General features: G+C 71.9%; 14 protein-coding genes. 9 read left to right on the top strand and 5 right to left on the bottom strand.

Annotation, left to right across the window (positions count from 1 at the left end; translation table 11 throughout):
- Positions 1-26: 26 nt before the first annotated feature.
- Positions 27-494, bottom strand: a complete 468-nt coding sequence (locus ACWCPW_RS00830; RefSeq protein WP_449759425.1) for a YbaK/EbsC family protein — start codon at positions 492-494, stop codon at positions 27-29.
- Between the two features lie 253 nt (positions 495-747).
- Between ACWCPW_RS00830 and ACWCPW_RS00825 the strand changes: the two genes are divergently transcribed.
- From ACWCPW_RS00825 to ACWCPW_RS00810, 4 genes are all read left to right on the top strand, one after another.
- A complete protein-coding gene (locus tag ACWCPW_RS00825; protein ID WP_449759424.1) occupies positions 748-1299 on the top strand; it encodes an NADPH-dependent FMN reductase in 552 nt (183 codons plus the stop codon).
- A 135-nt stretch (positions 1300-1434) separates the two neighbouring features.
- Positions 1435-3576 (top strand): endonuclease/exonuclease/phosphatase family protein, encoded by a 2142-nt coding sequence (locus tag ACWCPW_RS00820; RefSeq protein ID WP_449759423.1) that lies wholly within the window; start codon positions 1435-1437, stop codon positions 3574-3576.
- A gap of 136 nt (positions 3577-3712) precedes the next feature.
- Complete coding sequence (locus ACWCPW_RS00815) at positions 3713-5221, top strand: MFS transporter (RefSeq protein ID WP_449759422.1); 1509 nt, start codon at positions 3713-3715, stop codon at positions 5219-5221.
- Between the two features lie 9 nt (positions 5222-5230).
- Complete coding sequence (locus tag ACWCPW_RS00810; RefSeq protein ID WP_449759421.1) at positions 5231-5959, top strand: SMI1/KNR4 family protein; 729 nt, start codon at positions 5231-5233, stop codon at positions 5957-5959.
- An 87-nt stretch (positions 5960-6046) separates the two neighbouring features.
- Here the strand turns inward: ACWCPW_RS00810 and ACWCPW_RS00805 are convergent, their stop codons facing one another.
- Entirely contained in the window at positions 6047-7912 is a 1866-nt protein-coding gene (locus ACWCPW_RS00805; RefSeq protein WP_449759420.1) for a hypothetical protein, read from the bottom strand.
- Between the two features lie 498 nt (positions 7913-8410).
- Between ACWCPW_RS00805 and ACWCPW_RS00800 the strand changes: the two genes are divergently transcribed.
- From ACWCPW_RS00800 to ACWCPW_RS00790, 3 genes are all read left to right on the top strand, one after another.
- Positions 8411-9358, top strand: coding sequence for a LysR substrate-binding domain-containing protein (locus ACWCPW_RS00800; protein WP_449759419.1), 948 nt, complete (start codon positions 8411-8413; stop codon positions 9356-9358).
- Between the two features lie 787 nt (positions 9359-10145).
- The gene (locus tag ACWCPW_RS00795) at positions 10146-11198 is read left to right on the top strand and encodes a fatty acid desaturase family protein (protein ID WP_449759418.1); all 1053 of its coding nucleotides are present in this window, start codon (positions 10146-10148) and stop codon (positions 11196-11198) included.
- Between the two features lie 140 nt (positions 11199-11338).
- Positions 11339-12835 carry an MFS transporter gene (locus ACWCPW_RS00790; RefSeq protein WP_449759417.1) on the top strand — a complete coding sequence of 499 codons (1497 nt, stop codon included), beginning with the start codon at positions 11339-11341 and terminating at the stop codon, positions 12833-12835.
- Here ACWCPW_RS00790 and ACWCPW_RS00785 read toward each other — a convergent pair.
- Complete coding sequence (locus tag ACWCPW_RS00785; protein WP_449759416.1) at positions 12807-14363, bottom strand: ABC transporter substrate-binding protein; 1557 nt, start codon at positions 14361-14363, stop codon at positions 12807-12809. The two genes, ACWCPW_RS00790 and ACWCPW_RS00785, sit on opposite strands and share 29 nt — an antisense overlap.
- A gap of 302 nt (positions 14364-14665) precedes the next feature.
- On the opposite strand from ACWCPW_RS00785, the gene ACWCPW_RS00780 reads away from it, so the two are divergent.
- Positions 14666-15799, top strand: a complete 1134-nt coding sequence (locus ACWCPW_RS00780; RefSeq protein WP_449759415.1) for a baeRF3 domain-containing protein — start codon at positions 14666-14668, stop codon at positions 15797-15799.
- 159 nt (positions 15800-15958) lie between these two features.
- Here the strand turns inward: ACWCPW_RS00780 and ACWCPW_RS00775 are convergent, their stop codons facing one another.
- The gene (locus ACWCPW_RS00775) at positions 15959-16600 is read right to left on the bottom strand and encodes a hypothetical protein (protein WP_449759414.1); all 642 of its coding nucleotides are present in this window, start codon (positions 16598-16600) and stop codon (positions 15959-15961) included.
- Between the two features lie 117 nt (positions 16601-16717).
- Between ACWCPW_RS00775 and ACWCPW_RS00770 the strand changes: the two genes are divergently transcribed.
- Positions 16718-16903, top strand: a complete 186-nt coding sequence (locus ACWCPW_RS00770; protein ID WP_395868893.1) for a DUF5703 family protein — start codon at positions 16718-16720, stop codon at positions 16901-16903.
- 84 nt (positions 16904-16987) lie between these two features.
- Here the strand turns inward: ACWCPW_RS00770 and ACWCPW_RS00765 are convergent, their stop codons facing one another.
- Positions 16988-17632, bottom strand: a complete 645-nt coding sequence (locus ACWCPW_RS00765) for a chaplin (RefSeq protein WP_449759413.1) — start codon at positions 17630-17632, stop codon at positions 16988-16990.
- Between the last annotated feature and the right edge of the window lie 57 nt (positions 17633-17689).

The raw sequence follows: 17689 nt of genomic DNA, 5'->3' as shown, positions 1-17689 counted from the left end.
ACCCGAGTGGATCGGCCGCCGAACCGCTACGCCTCCACGTCCGCAGCCGTACCGCCGGTCATCCGCAACAATTCGGCGTACGTGGTCGGGTACATGTGGTTGTGGTCGCCGGCCCCGGCCCAGACCACCTCGTGCTTGTCCAGCCAGGTGTCGACCAGGGTGCGGATCCGGTACGGGTGGCCGACCGGGGCCACGCCGCCGACCTCCTGGCCGGTCGCGGAGAGCACGAACTCCGGGTCGGCCCGGCGCAGCTTGCGGATGCCGAGGAGGCGGGAGACGACCCGGGTGTCCACCCGGTGCGCCCCACTCGTGATCACCAGCAGCGGTTGGCCGTCGGCGGAGAACACCAGGCTGTTCGCGATCGCGCCCACGTCGCAGCCCAGTACCTCGGCGGCGGCCGCCGCGGTGGGCACCGTCTCGGCGAATTCCCGAATCTCTCCCGCGGCCCCGAGCGCGCGCAGCGCCTCGGCGACCGTCTCGACCGGCGTATGCATGAGGTGAGACTAGGGCGTGTCTTCAATCCCCCGCCGAGCTCCACGACGCCCGGCACCGCATCCGCCCTTCGGGCTCCCTCGCTGCGCTCGCCGCCCCGGAGAACCACCCGAAGAGAACCACTGTGCGGGCGCTTCTCCGGCACGCCGATGCACGGCATCCGCCCGTCGGGCTCCTCGCCGCGCTCACGCCGCGGAGCCCGACGGGGGATTGAAGACACGCCCTGGTACCCGTGCGGTGCTACCTTGACCGGCCATGACAGTCAATCGTCGGGTGCTCTTGATCAGTGGCTCGCTGCGGGCGCAGTCCACCAACTCCGCGCTGGTGCGGACCGCGCGGGCGGTCGCGCCCGCGGGGGTCGACGCGGTCGTCTTCGACGGATTGCACGCGCTGCCGCACTTCAACCCGGACGAGGACCACGAACCGCTGCCGGCCGCCGTGGTGGAGTTGCGGGCCGCGATCGACGCCGCCGACGCGGTGTTGTTCTCCACGCCCGAATACGCCGGCGCGCTGCCCGGCTCGTTCAAGAACCTGCTGGACTGGACCGTCGGCGGCGTCGAGACCAGCGACAAGCCGGTCGCCTGGATCAACGCGTCCACCCACCCGAACGGCGCGGCCATGGCGCACGAGTCGCTGCGCACCGTGCTCGGCTACACCGGAGCCGACGTCGTCGAATCGGCCTGCGTACGCGTCGGCGTGGCCCGCGACGCGGTGGGCCCGGACGGCCTGATCGCCGACCCCGGCGTACGCGCCGGCATCACCGCGGCCTTGACCACACTCACGCGAGCGGCTCTCGCGCGCGCCTGAAGGTCGTCGGCCCCGGCGCGGTCGCCCGGGCCGTTCGCGCCCGGGTGAGGATCGGCTGATCTATCGTCAAAAGTGGCCTCCCGAAGGGTGTTTCGCCGCTCTATGCTGACCCCGCCATCGAGACGGGGGTTACGCGTGCCTGTGATCGTGATCGCTCTGGGGATCGTCTTTCTGGTCGACATCCTGCGGGTGTGGTTGCCCTCGCTGATCACCGTGTACGGCGACGCCGGGGCCACTCCCGCCGAACAACTGGGCCTGTTCGCGGTCGCGTGGTTCGCGGTCGCCTTCGCGGTGGTCCCGCTGTGCCGTCGGGTCGGTGGGCGACCGGTCGCGGTCTCGGCCGGCGTGGCGATGGTGATGCTGCGACTGTGGCTGCAGTTCACCGACGGCGGCGACGCGCAGCTCTACCTCGCGTGCCTGGCACTGGTCGCCGCGCTGTGCTGGCTGATCGCGGTCGCGCACACCGGCTGGGACGCGAGCGTGGGCGTGCCGGCCGGCCTGGCGGCGGCGGTCGCGCTGCACGCCGGGCTCGGCACCCTCGACCCGATGTGGCTGGAGGCGTGGCGCGGCTGGGCCGTACTGGGCACGCTCGCCGTGCTGTTCGTGGCCGCGCAGGTGTGGATCCAGGCCCCGGCCGGACCCGCGCCCGGGCCGGTCCTGTGGGCTGTGTTCGGCCCCGCGCTGTTCCTTACCGGCGTGTTGTTCGGCAACGTCGGCGTCGCACACGCCGCCGCCGGCGAACCACGCTGGGGCGTACCGGTGTTGGTGGCCGCATGGGCGCTCGCGGTGCCGGTGTCCCGGCTGCGCGGGGTGTGGGTGCTGCCGCTGGGCCTGGTGCTGCTGATCGCCGGCGTGGTCGGCGCGGGCCACCTGGAGACGAGCGCGCACGATGGCGTCGTCGGCCTGGCCCCCACCGGCGCGGCCGGTTGGCAGGCACTGGGGGTGCTCGGCCTGGGCCTGGTCCTGGGCGACGCCGCCGCGCGGACGCGGACCGCGGTGCGCTGGGCGCCGGCCTGGAGCATGGTCGGCTTCTTCGCGCTGACCTTCCTGCACTACGCCCGCTACGACATCGAGATCGGCGTACTGGCTCGCGGGCGGGTGCTGCTCCTGGGAGTGCTCGCGCTCGCGGTGCCCGCCGGCCTCGCGGCGGTACGGGACCGGCGCACGCCCGCCGCCCCCGAGCCCGAGCCGGAGGCCGCGCGCGTGCCGGCCCGGGCGCCGGTGCGTGGTCGGGGCCGGACCGTGGCGCACAGCGGCGGGCACGGCGGCGCCCGGTCCGACGTCCCGCTCGGCGGCCGGACCCGCGCCGGCCGGCCCGCGCAGCGGCCCGGCCACCGGCCCGGCGCGCGTCCCGGCGCCAAGCCCGCCACGGTTCGCGCGGGCAGCCGACCGGGAGCGCCCGCCGCCGGCCCCGCCGGACGCAAGGCGGAGCGGCGCCGGGACCTCCCGCCGCCGCCGTCCCTGGCCGAGCGCGTGCACGCGCCGCTCGCACTGGCGACCGTGTTCCCCGTACTGATCGCCCTCGCCGCGTTCGGGCTGCGCCCGGGTGCCGGGTCGGCGCCGGTGCCGGACGTGGCGGCGGGCACGATGCGGGTGGTCACGTACAACATCCGCATGGGCTACGGCGTCGACGGGCGGTTCGACCCGGATCGCACGGCGGACACGATCCGGGCGCTGAAGCCGGACGTGCTGGTGCTCAACGAGGTGGACCGGGCCTGGTTCCTCAACGGCGGCCACGACGTGCTGACCCTGCTCGCGCGCCGGCTCGACCTGCCCTACCGGTTCGCGCCGGCGGCGGACCCGCAGTGGGGTGACGCGGTGCTGACCCGCAAGCCGATCCGGCACCTGGAGTCGATCAAGCTGCCCGCCGGCGGTGCGCCGACCGGCGCGCAGGCGCTGGGCGTGGTGATCGAGGCGGCGCCCGGCAAGCTCGTCGGCGTCGTGTCCACCCACCTTCAGGACGCCGACGACAAAGTCCCGCAGGAGCAGGCGGAGCGGGCCGCGGCGTTCGCCGTGCGGCTGGGGGCGTCGGCGCCGGTGGTGGTGCTCGGCGACATGAACGCGACCATCGACAGCCCGCAGATGCGGGCGTTCACCGGGCGCGGACTCGTGGACGGCCTGGGCCGGGTGCGGCCGTTGCGGACCTATCCGGCGGACAAGCCGAAGAAGGAGATCGACCAGGTCCTGGTGGACACGCGGTTGCGGGTCGCGGCCGTGGACGCGCCGCCGTCGACGGCGTCCGATCACCTTCCGGTCGCGGTGACGCTCGTGTACTGACCCGGACCGGGCGCGGCGGAGCCGCCCGGCCGCACGGTCGACGGCCGGGCGGTGGCGGGCGAGCGGGCCCGACCGGGTTCGACGGGTCACCCGGGCGGCGGCCTTGGTGGTGGGGAATGTGGGCACCGTCCTTCGGATGGCCACCATCGCGGTGGCCGTGGAGGAGGGGTGTGGGACGGTGACCGAGCGCGACGAGCCCGACCCGCATCGGTGGCAGGCGCTCGCGGTCTGTCTGATCGCGGGGTTCATCACCCTGCTGGACGTGTCGATCGTCAACGTCGCGCTGCCGTCCATCCGCGAGGGCCTCGGCGCGAGCGAGAGCGAGATCCAGTGGGTGCTGTCCGGCTACGCGCTGACCTTCGGACTCGCCCTGGTACCGGCCGGCCGGATCGGCGACGCGCGCGGTCGCCGGATGATGTTCATGACCGGCCTGGCGCTGTTCACCGGCGCCAGCGCGCTGTGCGGCGCGGCGCAGACCTCACAGTGGCTCGTGCTGTCCCGACTGCTCCAGGGCATCGCCGGCGGCATCCTCACACCACAGGTGTCCGCGCTGATCCAGCAGATGTTCTCCGGCCGCGAACGGGGCCGCGCGTTCGGCATGTTCGGCACGGTGATCGGCATCTCCACCGCCGTCGGCCCGCTGCTCGGCGGCCTGATCATCAAGGCGTTCGGCGCCGAAGAGGGCTGGCGATGGGTGTTCTACGTCAACCTCCCGATCGGCATCGTCGCGTTCGCGCTGGCCTGGCGCCTGCTGCCGGGGCCCGACCACGAGCATCGGGCCTGTCTGCGCGAACTCGACCCGATCGGTGTGCTCCTGCTCGGCTCCGGCGTGGTCCTGCTGCTCCTGCCGCTGGTCGAGGAACGCCAGTGGAAGGGGCCGCTGAAGTGGCTGCTGGTACCGGCCGCGGCGGTGTTCTTCGGTGCCTTCGTGCTGTGGGAGATCCGCCAGGGCCGACACGGTCGCAAGCCGGTGGTCGACCTGGCGCTGTTCAAGGTGCGCTCGTACACGCTGGGACTGCTGGTGATGTTGTTCTACTTCGCCGGATTCACCTCGATCTTCTTCGTCTTCACCCTCTACTTCCAGTCCGGGCTGGGCTACAGCGCGCTGCTCGCGGGCGTGGCGATCACCCCGTTCGCGCTCGCCTCGGCGGTGGGCGCCTCGATCGGCGGACGCCTGGTGAACCGCTTCGGACACGCGCTGGTGACCGGCGGCCTGGTGCTGGTCGCGGTCGGCCTGGGCGGCGCGATCCTGGCGGTGTACGAGGTGCCCGGGGAGGGGGCCGGCTGGGCGCTGGTGGCGCCGCTGGTGTGTGCGGGGCTGGGCAGCGGAATGGTGATCTCGCCCAACCAGACGCTGACCCTGGCCGAGGTGCCGCCCGTGCAGGGCGGCGCGGCGGGCGGGGTGCTGCAGACCGGCCAGCGGATCGGCTCGGCGATGGGCATCGCGGCGGTCGGGGCGGTCTTCTTCTCCCAACTGGCGGCCGTCCACGGGCAGGACTGGGCCGGGCCGCTGCGCCACGGACTGATGGTCTCGGTCGGGTTCGTGCTCGCCGCGTTCGTGGTCGCGTTCCTGGATCTGCGCAAGGAACGCATTCCGGAGCCCCGCCGAGCGGCGGGCCGGGGGGACACCCGGGTGACCCGGTAGCGTCCGGGCATGACCTTCGACATCCACGCGGCACTGCCCTCCGCGCTCGCGGATCGGGCCGGAGCCTGGGAGTTCATCCGCGCGTTCGCCGCCGACCGGTCCCGGGCGATCGGCGCCTCGGACGGCTACGACCCGACGGAACTGGACGCGTGCGCGGCGCGACTGGGCGTCCCGCTGCCGTCCGCGCTCCGGGAACTGTACGAACTGGTGGGACGGCGGGAGGACCTCACGAGCAATCACGACGTGCTGCTGCCGCCGGACAAGCTCTACGTCGAGGACGGCGTGCTGGTGTTCCGCGAGGAGAACCAGGGCGTCGCGTGGTGGGGCATACGGCCGGACGGCGACGATCCCGCGGTGATCGCGAGCTACAGCCTGGCCGAGCCTGCCGTGGAACGGTGGTCGGCCTGGCTGCCCCGGCTCTCGCTCGCGGCGATCGAGACGGTGTTGTCCGAAGTGCTGCTGTTCGACGACGAACTCGTCGAGGCGATCGAGTTCGCGCCCGAGGAGGTGGAGCAACTCCCGGAGGACCTGACCGAGTTGGCGTTTCCCGGATATCCCGAGTGCGAGGACCCGGGCAACCGGGTGCGCTGGTTCGCCGGTCCCGACCTGCTGGCCCGCTACGACGGCGGGATGATCCTGGTCCGTGCCCGCACGGAGGAGCACCTGGAGCGGTTCTTCGACGCGGTCTGCGGCGAAGAGGAGGACGGGGACGGGGAAGAGGACGGCAGGGACGGCTGACCCGCCGTCACGACGCGCCGAGGCCCGGAGCACCCACGACGGGGCACCCCGGGCCCGGGCGATCGCAACGACCCGATCGCGACGAGGTCAGGACTGACTGTTGCGGAACGGCTCCTTGGGCTTGCCCAGGTTCGGCTTGCCCAGCACGTCCTTGGACGACAGCGCGTAGATGCCGTGGTTGGTCAGCACCCACACCACGTTGCGGTCCCACTCGACGTAGACGCCGTGCGTCTGGTTGCCCATCGCCCACTCCGGGAAGGTGCCGTCCTCGGTGGGCCAGTCCCTGGTCCTGGTGCCGAACGCCTTCGGTACGAAGTACGCCTCGATCTCCGGCCGGGCCGGGTTCGCGACGTCGAAGACCTGGGCGCCCGCGTTGTAGAAGCCGTACACGAGCGTGCCGTCGTCGTGGCGCCCCGGGTTGGTGTAGTAGCCGGTGCGCTTGGGGCCGAAGCTGCCCCGACGCTGGCAGTAGTCGGTGATCCCGGCCGACCTCGGCGGCGTGGGCCGGGGCAGTTGGCCGACGATCCGGGGGTTGGCCACGTCCCGCGCGTCGATCTGGTAGATCGGCTTGTACGGCTCGTAGCAGTCCTCGGTGAGCGGGTACCCGGAGAGGTAGATCATCCCGGTCTTCTCGTACTGCGACACGTCGATGTTGTCGCCCTCGGTGCCCGCCACCGACGGCGGCAGGTCCACGTGGCCCACCTGACGCATCCGTGCCGGGTCCGAGATGTCCAGGATGGTCATGCCCAGGCCGCCCTGCACCGCGAAGCCGTACCGACCGCCCTGCTCGACCGGCTTGGGCACGAACAACGACATCCGCGCACCCAGCCAACTGGTCCGGTTGCCGCAGCGCGGGTTCTTCGCGTACGCGTCGTCCTCGCCGGTGACCTGACCCGGCAGGTGCCAGGTGTCCAGGAGTCGGGGCCTGGTCGGGTCGGACATGTCGTAGGACTGGTAGCCGGCCGAGTGCAGGTTGGTCGGGTACTCGGTGTTGGCGAAGGTGTCGTTCGGCGCGACGGCGATGAACATGTACTTGCCGCCGTCCCAATACGGCACGTCCAGTGAGCCGGAGCCCTGCTGGGCCCTGGTCGGGTCGCTGTTCAGCGGGTCCGGTTGGGTCGAGTCGGTGCTGACGGTCGAGAGCAGCCGCCAATCGGCCTTTCGGGGCCCGTCCAGGCGGTAGACCTTGAAGCCCTTGAGCCCGGGCTTTGCGCGCAACTTCTCGACGCCCGCGGGGTTGCCGTACTTGTCGTGGCCCGGCTCGTCGGTCAACTCGCTGATCTGCCGCTTGTCCTCGAAGGACTGCACCATCACGTAGGCGTTCAGTCGCTTGTTCCACTGGATCGTGGACGCGCCCCAGTAATCGCCCGCCGCCCAGGTGCCGTTGGCCTCGAGTTCGTCGCCGCCGACGTCCTCGCGGGTCATCCGCTCCACCACCGTGACGTGTTTGACGTCGGTGATGTCGTAGACGCGACCCTCGGAGCGGTCGTACTGGAACATGTACCGGCGCCCGCCGAAGTCGACGATGTTCTGCCAGGTGTGGAAGAAGTCCGGGGTGAAGTCGTAGCCCTCGTAGGCGGCTTCGACGTTCATGTTCTTCACGTACTGCCTGCCGTCGTACTCGGCGCGGCGGCCCGGGAACGGGTGCGGGTTCTCCTCGTCGAGCGGGGTCGACGCGGGCGCCAGGAACGAGCCGTCGAGCTGCATGCCGTAGGCGTTCGGGTCGGCCGGTTGCGGACGGCGCTCCTGGCATACGAACGGGATGTTGGGATCCTGCTTGCCGGCCGCGGCGTTCGCGGTGTGCGGCGGGGCACCGGCGGCGGCGTCGCGGTCGGGGCCGTCCGGGTAGCCGGCGGTGGTGGCCGCCACCAGGGCGGCCACCGCGAGGGCGCCGGATCTGCGATATCTGCGGGATCCGCCGGATCTGTGGCCGGGGGCGGGCTTGCGGCGCATCTGACGAACCTTCCGACACGGGACAATGACGGGGAAGTGCGCTTGCGGTGGGACGGGGTGCCACGCGGGGACGGCGCCGAGGTCGCCGGCGGGTCCGGCTCGCGTTCCAGCCGGCGGCAGCCCCCGAACGCGCCGTGCCGGCCGGCCGCACCGCTCCCCGTCACCTCTTCGCGGGCGAATGCCACATCCCGCGAAGCAACCCGACCCGGTGACCCCGGAAGCTCCGGTGCCACCGCGCGTCGGTCGAGGACCGCGGTGCCGACGAACCGGCATGCTCCGCGGCGCGGAACGAGTCGGCGTCGTGGCCGAACGACAACGGCGCGTCCGACCCGAACCGATCGCCCGTATCCGGGCGAACGGCTCGTCAAGAAGCTGTCGCCACGTGCATGATGGCTGCGTTGGCGCATGTCCATCCAATGCCGATCCGGCGCCACAACATCACCAAACAGGTATGCGTCCCCGTCGGGTTCGCACCATCGGACCGGTACGGGAGCCTGCGTGGACCTGCTCGACGGACGCCTGAAGTTCCGGCACCTGACCCTGATCACGGCGATCGCCGAGCACGGGGGAGTCAGCCGGGCCGCCGAGGCACTGCACCTGACCCAACCCGCCGCGACCCGCACCCTGCGCGAGTTGGAGACGATGGTCGGCGTCCCGCTGTTCGAGCGCGGACCGCACGGGATGAGCCCCACGCTGTACGGCGACGCGCTGGTGGCCCACGCGCGGGTGATCCTGGCCGAGGTGCGTCGGGCGGGCGACCACATCGCGAGCCTGCGCGAGGGGCAGACCGGCACGGTCACCGTCGGCACGCTGCTCGCGGGCACCAGCGTGCTGCTGCCGCGCGCGGTCTCCGCGCTCAAGCGGGACCGGCCCGGGATCACCGTGATCGTCCGCGAGGCCACCTACGACGTGCTGTACCCGCAACTGCTCGCGGGCGAGATCGACGTCGTGATCGGTCGGCTCGGCCGAGCCGCGGACGCCGGTCGGGTACGGCAGACCGCGCTGTATCGCGAGCCGATCCGGCTGGTGGTGCGTCAGGGCCACCCGCTCCTGGACAGCGCGAGCGCCCTCGCCGACACGATCGCGCATCCGTGGATCCTGCCGCTCGAACAGACCGCGCTGCGCAGCGAGTTGGCCCAACTGTTCGTGCGCAGCGGACTGCCGCTGCCGGCCGACCGGGTGGAGTGCACCTCGATCCTGACCATCCGGGCACTGCTGCTGGCCACCGACATGATCGCCGCGCTGCCCGAACTCGTGGTCACCGGCGACGAGCGGCTCGCGGTGTTGCCGGTGCCGCTGGAATCGGTGCGCCGCACGGTGGGCACCACGCTGATCGCGGACCGCACGCCGACGCCGGCGGTGGGCGCGTTCCTGGCCTGCGTCGGTGAACAGGCCGCCGATCTGGGGGCCGCGCTCGGCGACGAGGCTGCGCTCGACCCGGACTGAGCACGCCCGGAGCGCACTTCCGCACGCCCTGGTCAAGCGGTTTCGCCCGGGAGCACCCTGCCACCTCGACGACCGCGCGTACCGCGCACTGGGGGCCCACCGTGTGGAACGACCCGATCAGCCGCGCTCCGCACCGACACCCGTTGCTCGTGCTCAACGGACCGCGCGGGGTCGGCAAGAGCGCGGTCGCCGCCGCACTCGCCCGCCTGCTGCGGGACGCGGTCGTGTTCGACCCCGAGTCGGTCGGCACGCCCGCGCGGGAGGCCGAGGGGCGCGGTGCCGACGGGCGCGGTGCCGACGGCTGGGCGGACGTGGACGCCCGCGCGGGCGACCACCGCGCGCCGGCCGCGTGGCGGGTGCGGGACGCGGACGCCGCCGCCGCGACCCGCGATCGCCGGCGCGGGCCGGTGCTGATGCCGCTCACGCTGCCGCACCGGGCGCTGCCGCACCGGTCGAGACGGCGGGCGTATGTCGGGCTGCAAACCGGTGCATTTCGGTGCGGGTCGGTCGTTTCTCTGATATTCCCCGCCGCAACGGGTAGCCGGCACCCCGATCCGGATGCGACAGTGCCTGGAACGCGTCAAGGGTTTTCCACACCCCGTGCCGGCCACTTACCGGATCGCGCCGCGCGTGTCCATGGTGCTCGACCCCCTCGCGGGGTAAGCAGCCTCCCCCCACGATCGGGGGGCTTGTCGGATCGTCCCTCGGGCGGTTGATCAATAGCGTCGAGATGGCGCCAAGCCACCGCGCTCACCCGACCACCCTTCACCCAGAACCGGGACGCCCCATGACCTTGACCGCACCAATCCTGGATAGTCCGGATATATCGCCCGAGCGTAGGGGCAGTGACTTCGCACCGCTGCTCGCCGAACTGAAGGCGGCCGGACTGCTGGAGCGGCGCACCGCCTGGTACGCCCGGACGATCGGCCTGAACCTGCTCCTGCTGCTCGGCTCCTGGGTCGCGGTGCTTCGGGTCGGCGACTCCTGGTGGCAGCTCGCCCTGGCGATCCCGGTCGCGCTGTTCACCACCCGCGCGTCCTTCGTCGGCCACGACGCCGGGCACCAGCAGATCGCCCGCAAGGCGCGCACCCACCGCGCGCTCTCGCTGCTGCACGGCAACCTGCTGATGGGGATGAGCTGCGGCTGGTGGAACGCCAAGCACAACAAGCACCACGCCAACCCGAACCACCTGGAGAAGGACCCCGACGTCTCGGTCGGCGTGCTGGTCTGGGACGCCGACCAGACCGCCGGGCGTACCGGACTGATGGGCTGGCTGACCCGGCACCAGGCCCGGCTGTTCTTCCCGCTGCTGCTGCTCGAAGGGCTCAGCCTCAAGGTCACCGGCCTGATGGCGCTCAAGGAGCGGACCCCGCGCGAGCGCCTGGTCGAGGGTTCGGTCCTGGCCGTGCACTACGCCCTGTACTTCTCCGTACTGCTGATCGCGATGTCGCCGGTGAAGGCGCTGGTCTTCGTGCTCGTCACGCACGCGCTGCTCGGTCTGCACCTGGGCATGGCGTTCGCGCCCAACCACAAGGGCATGCCGACGCCCGGTCCGGGCGTGAAGTGGGACCACCTGCGGCGCCAGGTGCTGACCTCGCGCAACGTCACGGGCGGTCCGATCACCGACTGGATGCTCGGCGGCCTGAACTACCAGATCGAGCACCACCTGGTGCCGAACATGCCGCGCGTGAACCTGCGCCAAGCGCAGCCGATCGTGCGCGCGCACTGCGACCGGCTCGGGGTGCCGTACCTGGAGACGAGCCTGGTGCGGTCCTATCGGCAGGCGCTGGGTCACATGCACGGCGTGGGCGCGTCGCTGCGCGCCGAGCGCGCCCGCTAGGCCCGCCCGCCCGCGGCGGGACGCCGCGGGCGAAACGGGCGGCAAGGTGCGTGGAAACGGCGCGCGGAAACGATTGATGTGTTGTACATCTATCCCTAGGGTGGGGCCGACATCCCCTTCCCCACCCAGGAGCGCGTCCCGTGGCCGGTCCCGCCCCCACTCCGCAGGACCCACGACAACGCTTCCTGGTGCCGGTCCTGGGCGCGTGCGGCATCGTCGCCGCGCTCATGCAGACCGTGGTGGTACCACTGCTCCCGGATCTGCCCGCGCTGACCGGCAGTTCGGCGTCGACGGTCAGTTGGACGCTGACCGCGACCCTGCTCAGCGGCGCGGTGTGCACGCCGCTGCTGGGCCGGGCCGGCGACATGTTCGGCAAGAAGCGCATGCTCGTCGTGGCGATGAGCGTGCTCTCGATCGGCTCGCTGATGTGCGCGCTCACCTCCGACATCGGCGTGCTGATCGTCGGCCGCACCCTCCAGGGCATGGCCACCGCGGTCGTCCCGCTGGGGATCAGCATCCTGCGCGACGAGCTGCCGCCGGCCAAGGTGGGCGGCGGCGTCGCGATGATGAGCTCGACGCTGGGCATCGGCGCGGCCGTCGGACTCCCGCTGGCCGGCCTGGTCGTCGACCACGCCGACTGGCACGCGATGTTCTGGGGGGCCACCGCGCTGGCCCTGCTGGTCCTGGCGTCGATCGTGCTGGTCGTGCGCGAGTCGCCGGTGCGCAACCCCGGCCGATTCGACGTGATCGGCTCGCTCGGCCTGGCCGCGTTCCTGGTCTGCCTGCTGCTCGCGGTCTCCAAGGGCACCGCGTGGGGCTGGACGAGCACCCGCACGCTGGGCCTGCTCGGCGCGGCCGTACTGATCCTGCTCGCGTGGGGCGCGCACCAGTGGCGGGCGAGCACCCCGCTGGTGGACCTGCGGGTGACCGCGCGGCCGGCCGTACTGCTGCCCAACATCGCCGCGCTGTTCATCGGCTTCTCGTTCTACGCCAACAGCCTGTCCACGGCCCAACTCGTGCAGACGCCCAAGGACAGCGGCTACGGGCTGGGTGTTTCGGTCGCGGTCGGCGGCCTGTGCCTGCTGCCCGGCGGGGTGATGATGGTCGTGCTCTCGCCGATCTCCACCCGGCTCACCGCCACCCGGGGACCCAGGTTCTGCCTCGGCGTCGGCGCCATCCTGCTCGGCCTGGGCTACGTGGTGCGCATCTTCACCAGCCACGAGTTGTGGACCATCATCCTGGGCGCGACCGTGGTCGCCTCCGGCACCGCGATGTGCTATTCGGCGCTGCCGATGCTGGTCATCCAAGCCATCCCCGCCGCGCAGACCGCCGCCGCCAACGGCATCAACGCGCTGATGCGCACCATCGGCCAGGCCGTGTGCAGCGCGGTGGTGGCGGCGGTGCTCACGTCGTACACGATCGACGCCGGCGGCCTCGTGCTGCCCGCCCTGCACGCCTACATGGTCGTCTTCGTGATCGCCGGCGTGGTGGCCTGCTGCGCGCTCGTCGCGTGCCTGTGCATCCCCGAGCCCACCGGCCCGACGGCCGCGGCCATCCCGCCGCAGCCGTCGAGCCCCGCCCGGGAGAGCGAGCCCCGGTCGGCTGCGGCTAGCCCAGACCCAACCGGTCGAACATGATCAGCCCGTCCTCGAACACGGTCAGGTCGACCACCTTCGCGTCCTTCGCCTGGATCGCCGCGGTGAACGCCTGCTCGTAGGCGAACATCGGTACGTCCTTTGCCAGTTCCTGCTGCACCAGCGCGTACGCGGCGCGCCGGGTCGGCACGTCGGTGCCGGCCCGGGCCCGGTCCAGCGCCTGGTCCACCGCCGGGTTCTTCCACTGCATGTGGTTGTCCTGGCCCTTGGAGTGCAGGAAGTTGTACAACACCGGCTCCGGGTCGTCGAAGGACAACACGAACTCGCCCGCGTCGAACTGCCGCTGGATCTGCACCTTCTGCAGGTATTGGGTGCCCTCCAGGAACTCGGTCTTCATGGAGATGTTCTTCATCTCGGCGAGTTGCGCCAGCCAGTACTCGGCGGTCACGTGCGAGCCGGGACTGTTGTACGTGCTGTAGGTGAAGGACAGCGGCTTGCCCTCGGCCGCGAGCGCGTCCAGGAGCCGCTGCGCCTCGGCCCGGTTGTTCGCGGGCATCGGCGCGTCCGGCGCGGCGAAGTCCGAACCCGGGCGCAGGAACGTGCTCAGCGGCTTCCCGGCGTTGTCGGTGACCACCTTCGCGCGCTGGGTCGGATCCATGATCAGCGCGAACGCGCGCCGTGCGCGGGGATCGTCGAACGGCGGCCGACTGGTGTTGAACAGCGTCATGAACCCGCCGCTCTTGGCCTCGGTCAGCACCGGCAGGCCCGCCTTGCGGGCGTCCCCCATCAGCTTGGCCTGGGCCGTGGTCAGCACCTGGGCCTGGTTGGCGCTCAGCATGGCCAGCCGCTGCGTCTGGTCGACCACCGGCTTGAGGGTCAACTCCTTCAGCGGCGGCCGTCCGCCCACCTGCCAGTACTTCGGATTGCGCTCCAGGACCATCTGCTGGTCGCGCACCCAGCTCTTGAGGCGGTACGGCCCGGCGCCCACCGGCTTGGCGCCGAAGCCCTTCGGGTCGGCCTTGATCGCGGTGGGCGAGCCGATGAACGCGAGGTTGTGCGCGATCACCTTGTCGAAGTGCGCGTTCGGCGCCGGCAGCGTGACCTCGAGGGTCCGGCTGTCGGTGACGGATATGCCGAGCCCGGCGACCACGCGCGCCTGCATCGACTTGTTCGCCGGATCGGCGTGCCGCTCCCAGTTGAACCGGACCGCCTCGGCGTCCAGCGCGGTGCCGTCGGAGAACTTCAGATCCGGCCGCAGGCGCAGCGTCCAGACCCGGCCGTCCTCCGCCGCGGTCGCGCTCTCGGCGAGCTGGGGTTGGGCCCGCCCGGTCTTGGGATCGATCCACAGCAGTACGTCGAACACGGCCGCGGCCTGGGTGCCGCCGGTGATCTGGGACAGGCTCGCCACGGTCGGGTCCAGGCTGCGCGCCTCCTGGGTGACCAGGACGGTCATCGCGGCACGCGACGAGCCGCCGCTGCCCGATGATTCCGAGCCGCAGGCGGCGGTGGTCAGGGTCAGCCCGGTCAACGCGGCGAACAGGGCCGCCTGCCGGGGGAGCACGGATCGCACGGTGGTCGCTCCTCGCACGGGCCCATCCCGGGTCGGGCGGACCCTGGGTCTCCATGGGTGCTGCGTCTCGACGAGCAATGGGGATCAACCTAGGGTCCCTCCTGACTCACCGTCAACAACCGTTCCATGCAGAGTGATCGCCCCGAGGCGGTGGGTGATCGACGCGGAGCCTGCGGGCCGGTCGGGTGATCCATGCGATTTTCCTGGTAAATCGGGCATAGGACGCTGTGTTTGTCGGCCTTCGACGGACACGGCGTCCAAGCCGCCGAGACCCCCGAACGCAACGCACGCCAGGAGACCGCATGACGACCGCCGCCCTGTCGCCGGAACTGCTCGCCGAGCTGCGCCGCCCGCGCGCGTACCCCGCGGTGTCCTTGACGCTGCCCACGCACCGGCACCGCCCGGAGAACCAGCAGGACCACATTCGGCTGCGGAATGTGCTGGCCGAGGCGGAGAAGCGGCTCTCGGCGGATCCGGAGGTGGGTCGGGAGGCGCGGATCAAGACCGTGGACCGCCTCAAGGCCGCGGCGGCCGAACTGGATCCCGAGCACTTCCTGGACGGCCTGGTGTTGTACGCGTCGGCCGAGGAGCACTACGCGTTCACCGTGGAGGCGCCGGTGAGCGAGCGCGTGGTCCTGGCGACCACCTACCTCACCCGCAACCTGGTGTCAGCGGCCGAGCGGCTCACCCCGTACTGGGCGCTGGTGCTCAGCGAGCACGAGGTGCGGCTGTGGCACGGCCGCGGCGACGGGGTGCACGAGATCCGCGACGGCGGCTTCCCGGTCACCTCGGGCGGCCCCGAGCGGGACGGACCGCCCACCCGCGAAGGCGGCGGCATGGGGGTGAGCGAGGACTTCCGGCGGCTGTTGAACGAGGCCGACGAGCAGTTGGCGCGCGCGCTGGCCGGGCGCCCGGGCAAGGTCGTCGTGGTCGGCCTGCGGCCGCAGGTCAAGGCGTTCCGTGAGGGCACCCGCAACGGCGCGCACCTGGCCGGGGCCGAGTTGGAGGTCGGCGGCGTCGTGGAGGCCACTCCCGCGCAATTCGCCGAGATCCTCGCGCCGGCCCGGACCGCGCTGGCGGCCGAGGCGACCGCGGCGGCGCTGCGCGAGCTGGACGACGCGCGCAGCGCCAAGCGGTATGCCGGTGGCATCCAGGAGACGTGGGCGCCGGCCCGGGCCGGCCGCGGCGCGCTGCTCGTGGTCGAGGAGGGGCTGCGGGTGACCGGGCGCCTGGTCACCGTCGACAGCACCGGGGAGATCGCGCTCCAGGTGCTGACCGGGCCGCACGCCGAGGACGCGGTGCTGGCCGGCCGAGCCGAGGACGACATCGTGGACACCGTGGTCGAGGCGGTGTTGGAAGCGGACGGCGAAGTGGTCTTCGTACCCGACGACACGTTGAAGGAGGCCGCCGGCATCGCGCTGGCGCTGCGTTACTGAGCCGCGCCACCCGGCGGGCGACGGGCGGGCCCGGAAGACACGGGCCGGGAGAGCACGGGCCCGGGAAACACGGCCCGGAACGCGACGAGTGCGGCGGCACCCCCTCCGGGGCGTCGCCGCACTCGTGTGACACGTGTCATGGCGACGGTGGGCCGGGGATCAGTGCAGATCGCGTTCCAGTGCCTCGAGGTCGTCCTCGTACGCGGTGCTGGTCTCGAATCGGTAGATGATGCTGCGCGGATCCGCGTCGTCGAACGGCGCGTCCAGCCACTCGCCCGGCTCGGTCGGCTCGATCGCCGACACCCACAGGGTGGAATCGCCCGGTTCGAGGCCGAGTTCCTCGGCGCGCTGGGCGATCTCGTCCGGGTCGTAGACGTCGAACAACACCGCGACCGCGCTCGACGCGCTGTCCGTGCCGGTGTCGCGCGGGGACGTCGGCGGTTCGGCGTCGCCGGCCTCCGCGTCGGCCCGGCGGGCGTGGTCGACGAGCGTGATCAGGTCCTTGATCACATAGTCCCGGCGGATCAGCACGGTGACCGCCTCCGGGTTGGTCGGACCCTCGTACTCGGCTTCCTCGCTGCTGCCGGGCACCTCGAACGGGGTGACCTCGTCAAAGGCGTCGTACAACAGCTCGTCGTACGCCTCGGCGGCGGCGGCGAGCGCGTCGTACGCGGCGAACACGGCCGGGTCGCTCTCGCCCTGGCGGGCTTCGACGGCGGCCAAATGGTCGTCGATCGCCGATTTGAGAACGTCCGCGGCGGCACGGACCTGCTCTGGCGTGGGCTGTGCGACACCGGTCATGGGCTGACGTTATCCGCAAGAGCCCCACGCGCGCACAATGGTTCACTGATGGCGGAGTCGGAGAGTCACCAAAAGGCCGGTCACCGCGCCTCGGCGCGGCCGCCGGGGAATGGAAACATGGCGGACTACGAGTTTCGGCAACTGGACATTCCGCGCGGCACGTCCCGCACCGACGCGTGCCGGATCCTGACCGAGCATGCGGAGTACGGGTATTGGGAGCTGGATCGCCTGCTCCTGCGCGGCGACGGCAGTCGCCGGGTGGTGCTGCGGCGCCGCATCATCCGGCAGGTGCGCACTATGTGACGGATCGTCACAAAAAAGAGGACTGCCCGCCCCTGTCCTCCCAGGGGCGAGCGGTCCTCGGGTCGTGCGTCGTGTACGCCGTGCTCAGTCCTGCGCGGGGCGCGAACGGCGGTAGAGCACGAAGCCGCCGAGCAGCAGCGCGGCGCCGATCGGGGCCACCACCAGTGCGTCCGAACCGGTCTGCGCGAGCGAGCCGCCGTGGCTCGTGGATCCGCCGGTGCCGCCGCCGCTGGTGCCGCCCGTGGTGTCGCCGCCGGTGGTGCCGCCGGTCGTCCCACCCGTCGTGCCGCCCGTCGTGCCGCCGCTGGTGCCACCGGTGGTCGGCGGCTTCGTGGTCGGCGGCTTGGTGGTCGGGGGCTTCGTGGTGGGCGGCTTGGTGGTCGGCGGCTTCGTCGTCGGCGGCTTCGTGGTGGGGGGCTTGGTGGTCGGGGGCTTCGTGGTGGGCGGCTTGGTGGTCGGCGGGTGCGTGGTGGGCGGCGTGTGCGACCCGTTCGCGCAGTGGTTGCCGAACGCCGGGTTCAGCGCGCCGACCACGTTCACCGTGTTCCCGCACACGTTCACCGGGACGTGGATCGGGACCTGAATGTTGTTGCCCGACGCCACGCCGGGCGAGCCGGCGGCCGCACCCTGGGCTCCACTGCTGGCGCCGGCCACGCCGACCGCCGCGGACGCGAGTGCGCCCGTGGTGGCGACGACGACCAACAACCCCTTCTTGGCGAGCTGGTGCATGTAAGTACCCCTGTGTCTCTCTCGCGAGGGGCGGGGGACGTTGACCCCGCACGGACG

The organism is Embleya sp. NPDC001921, from assembly GCF_053594475.1.
This window is presented reverse-complemented; position numbering and strand designations above follow the sequence as displayed.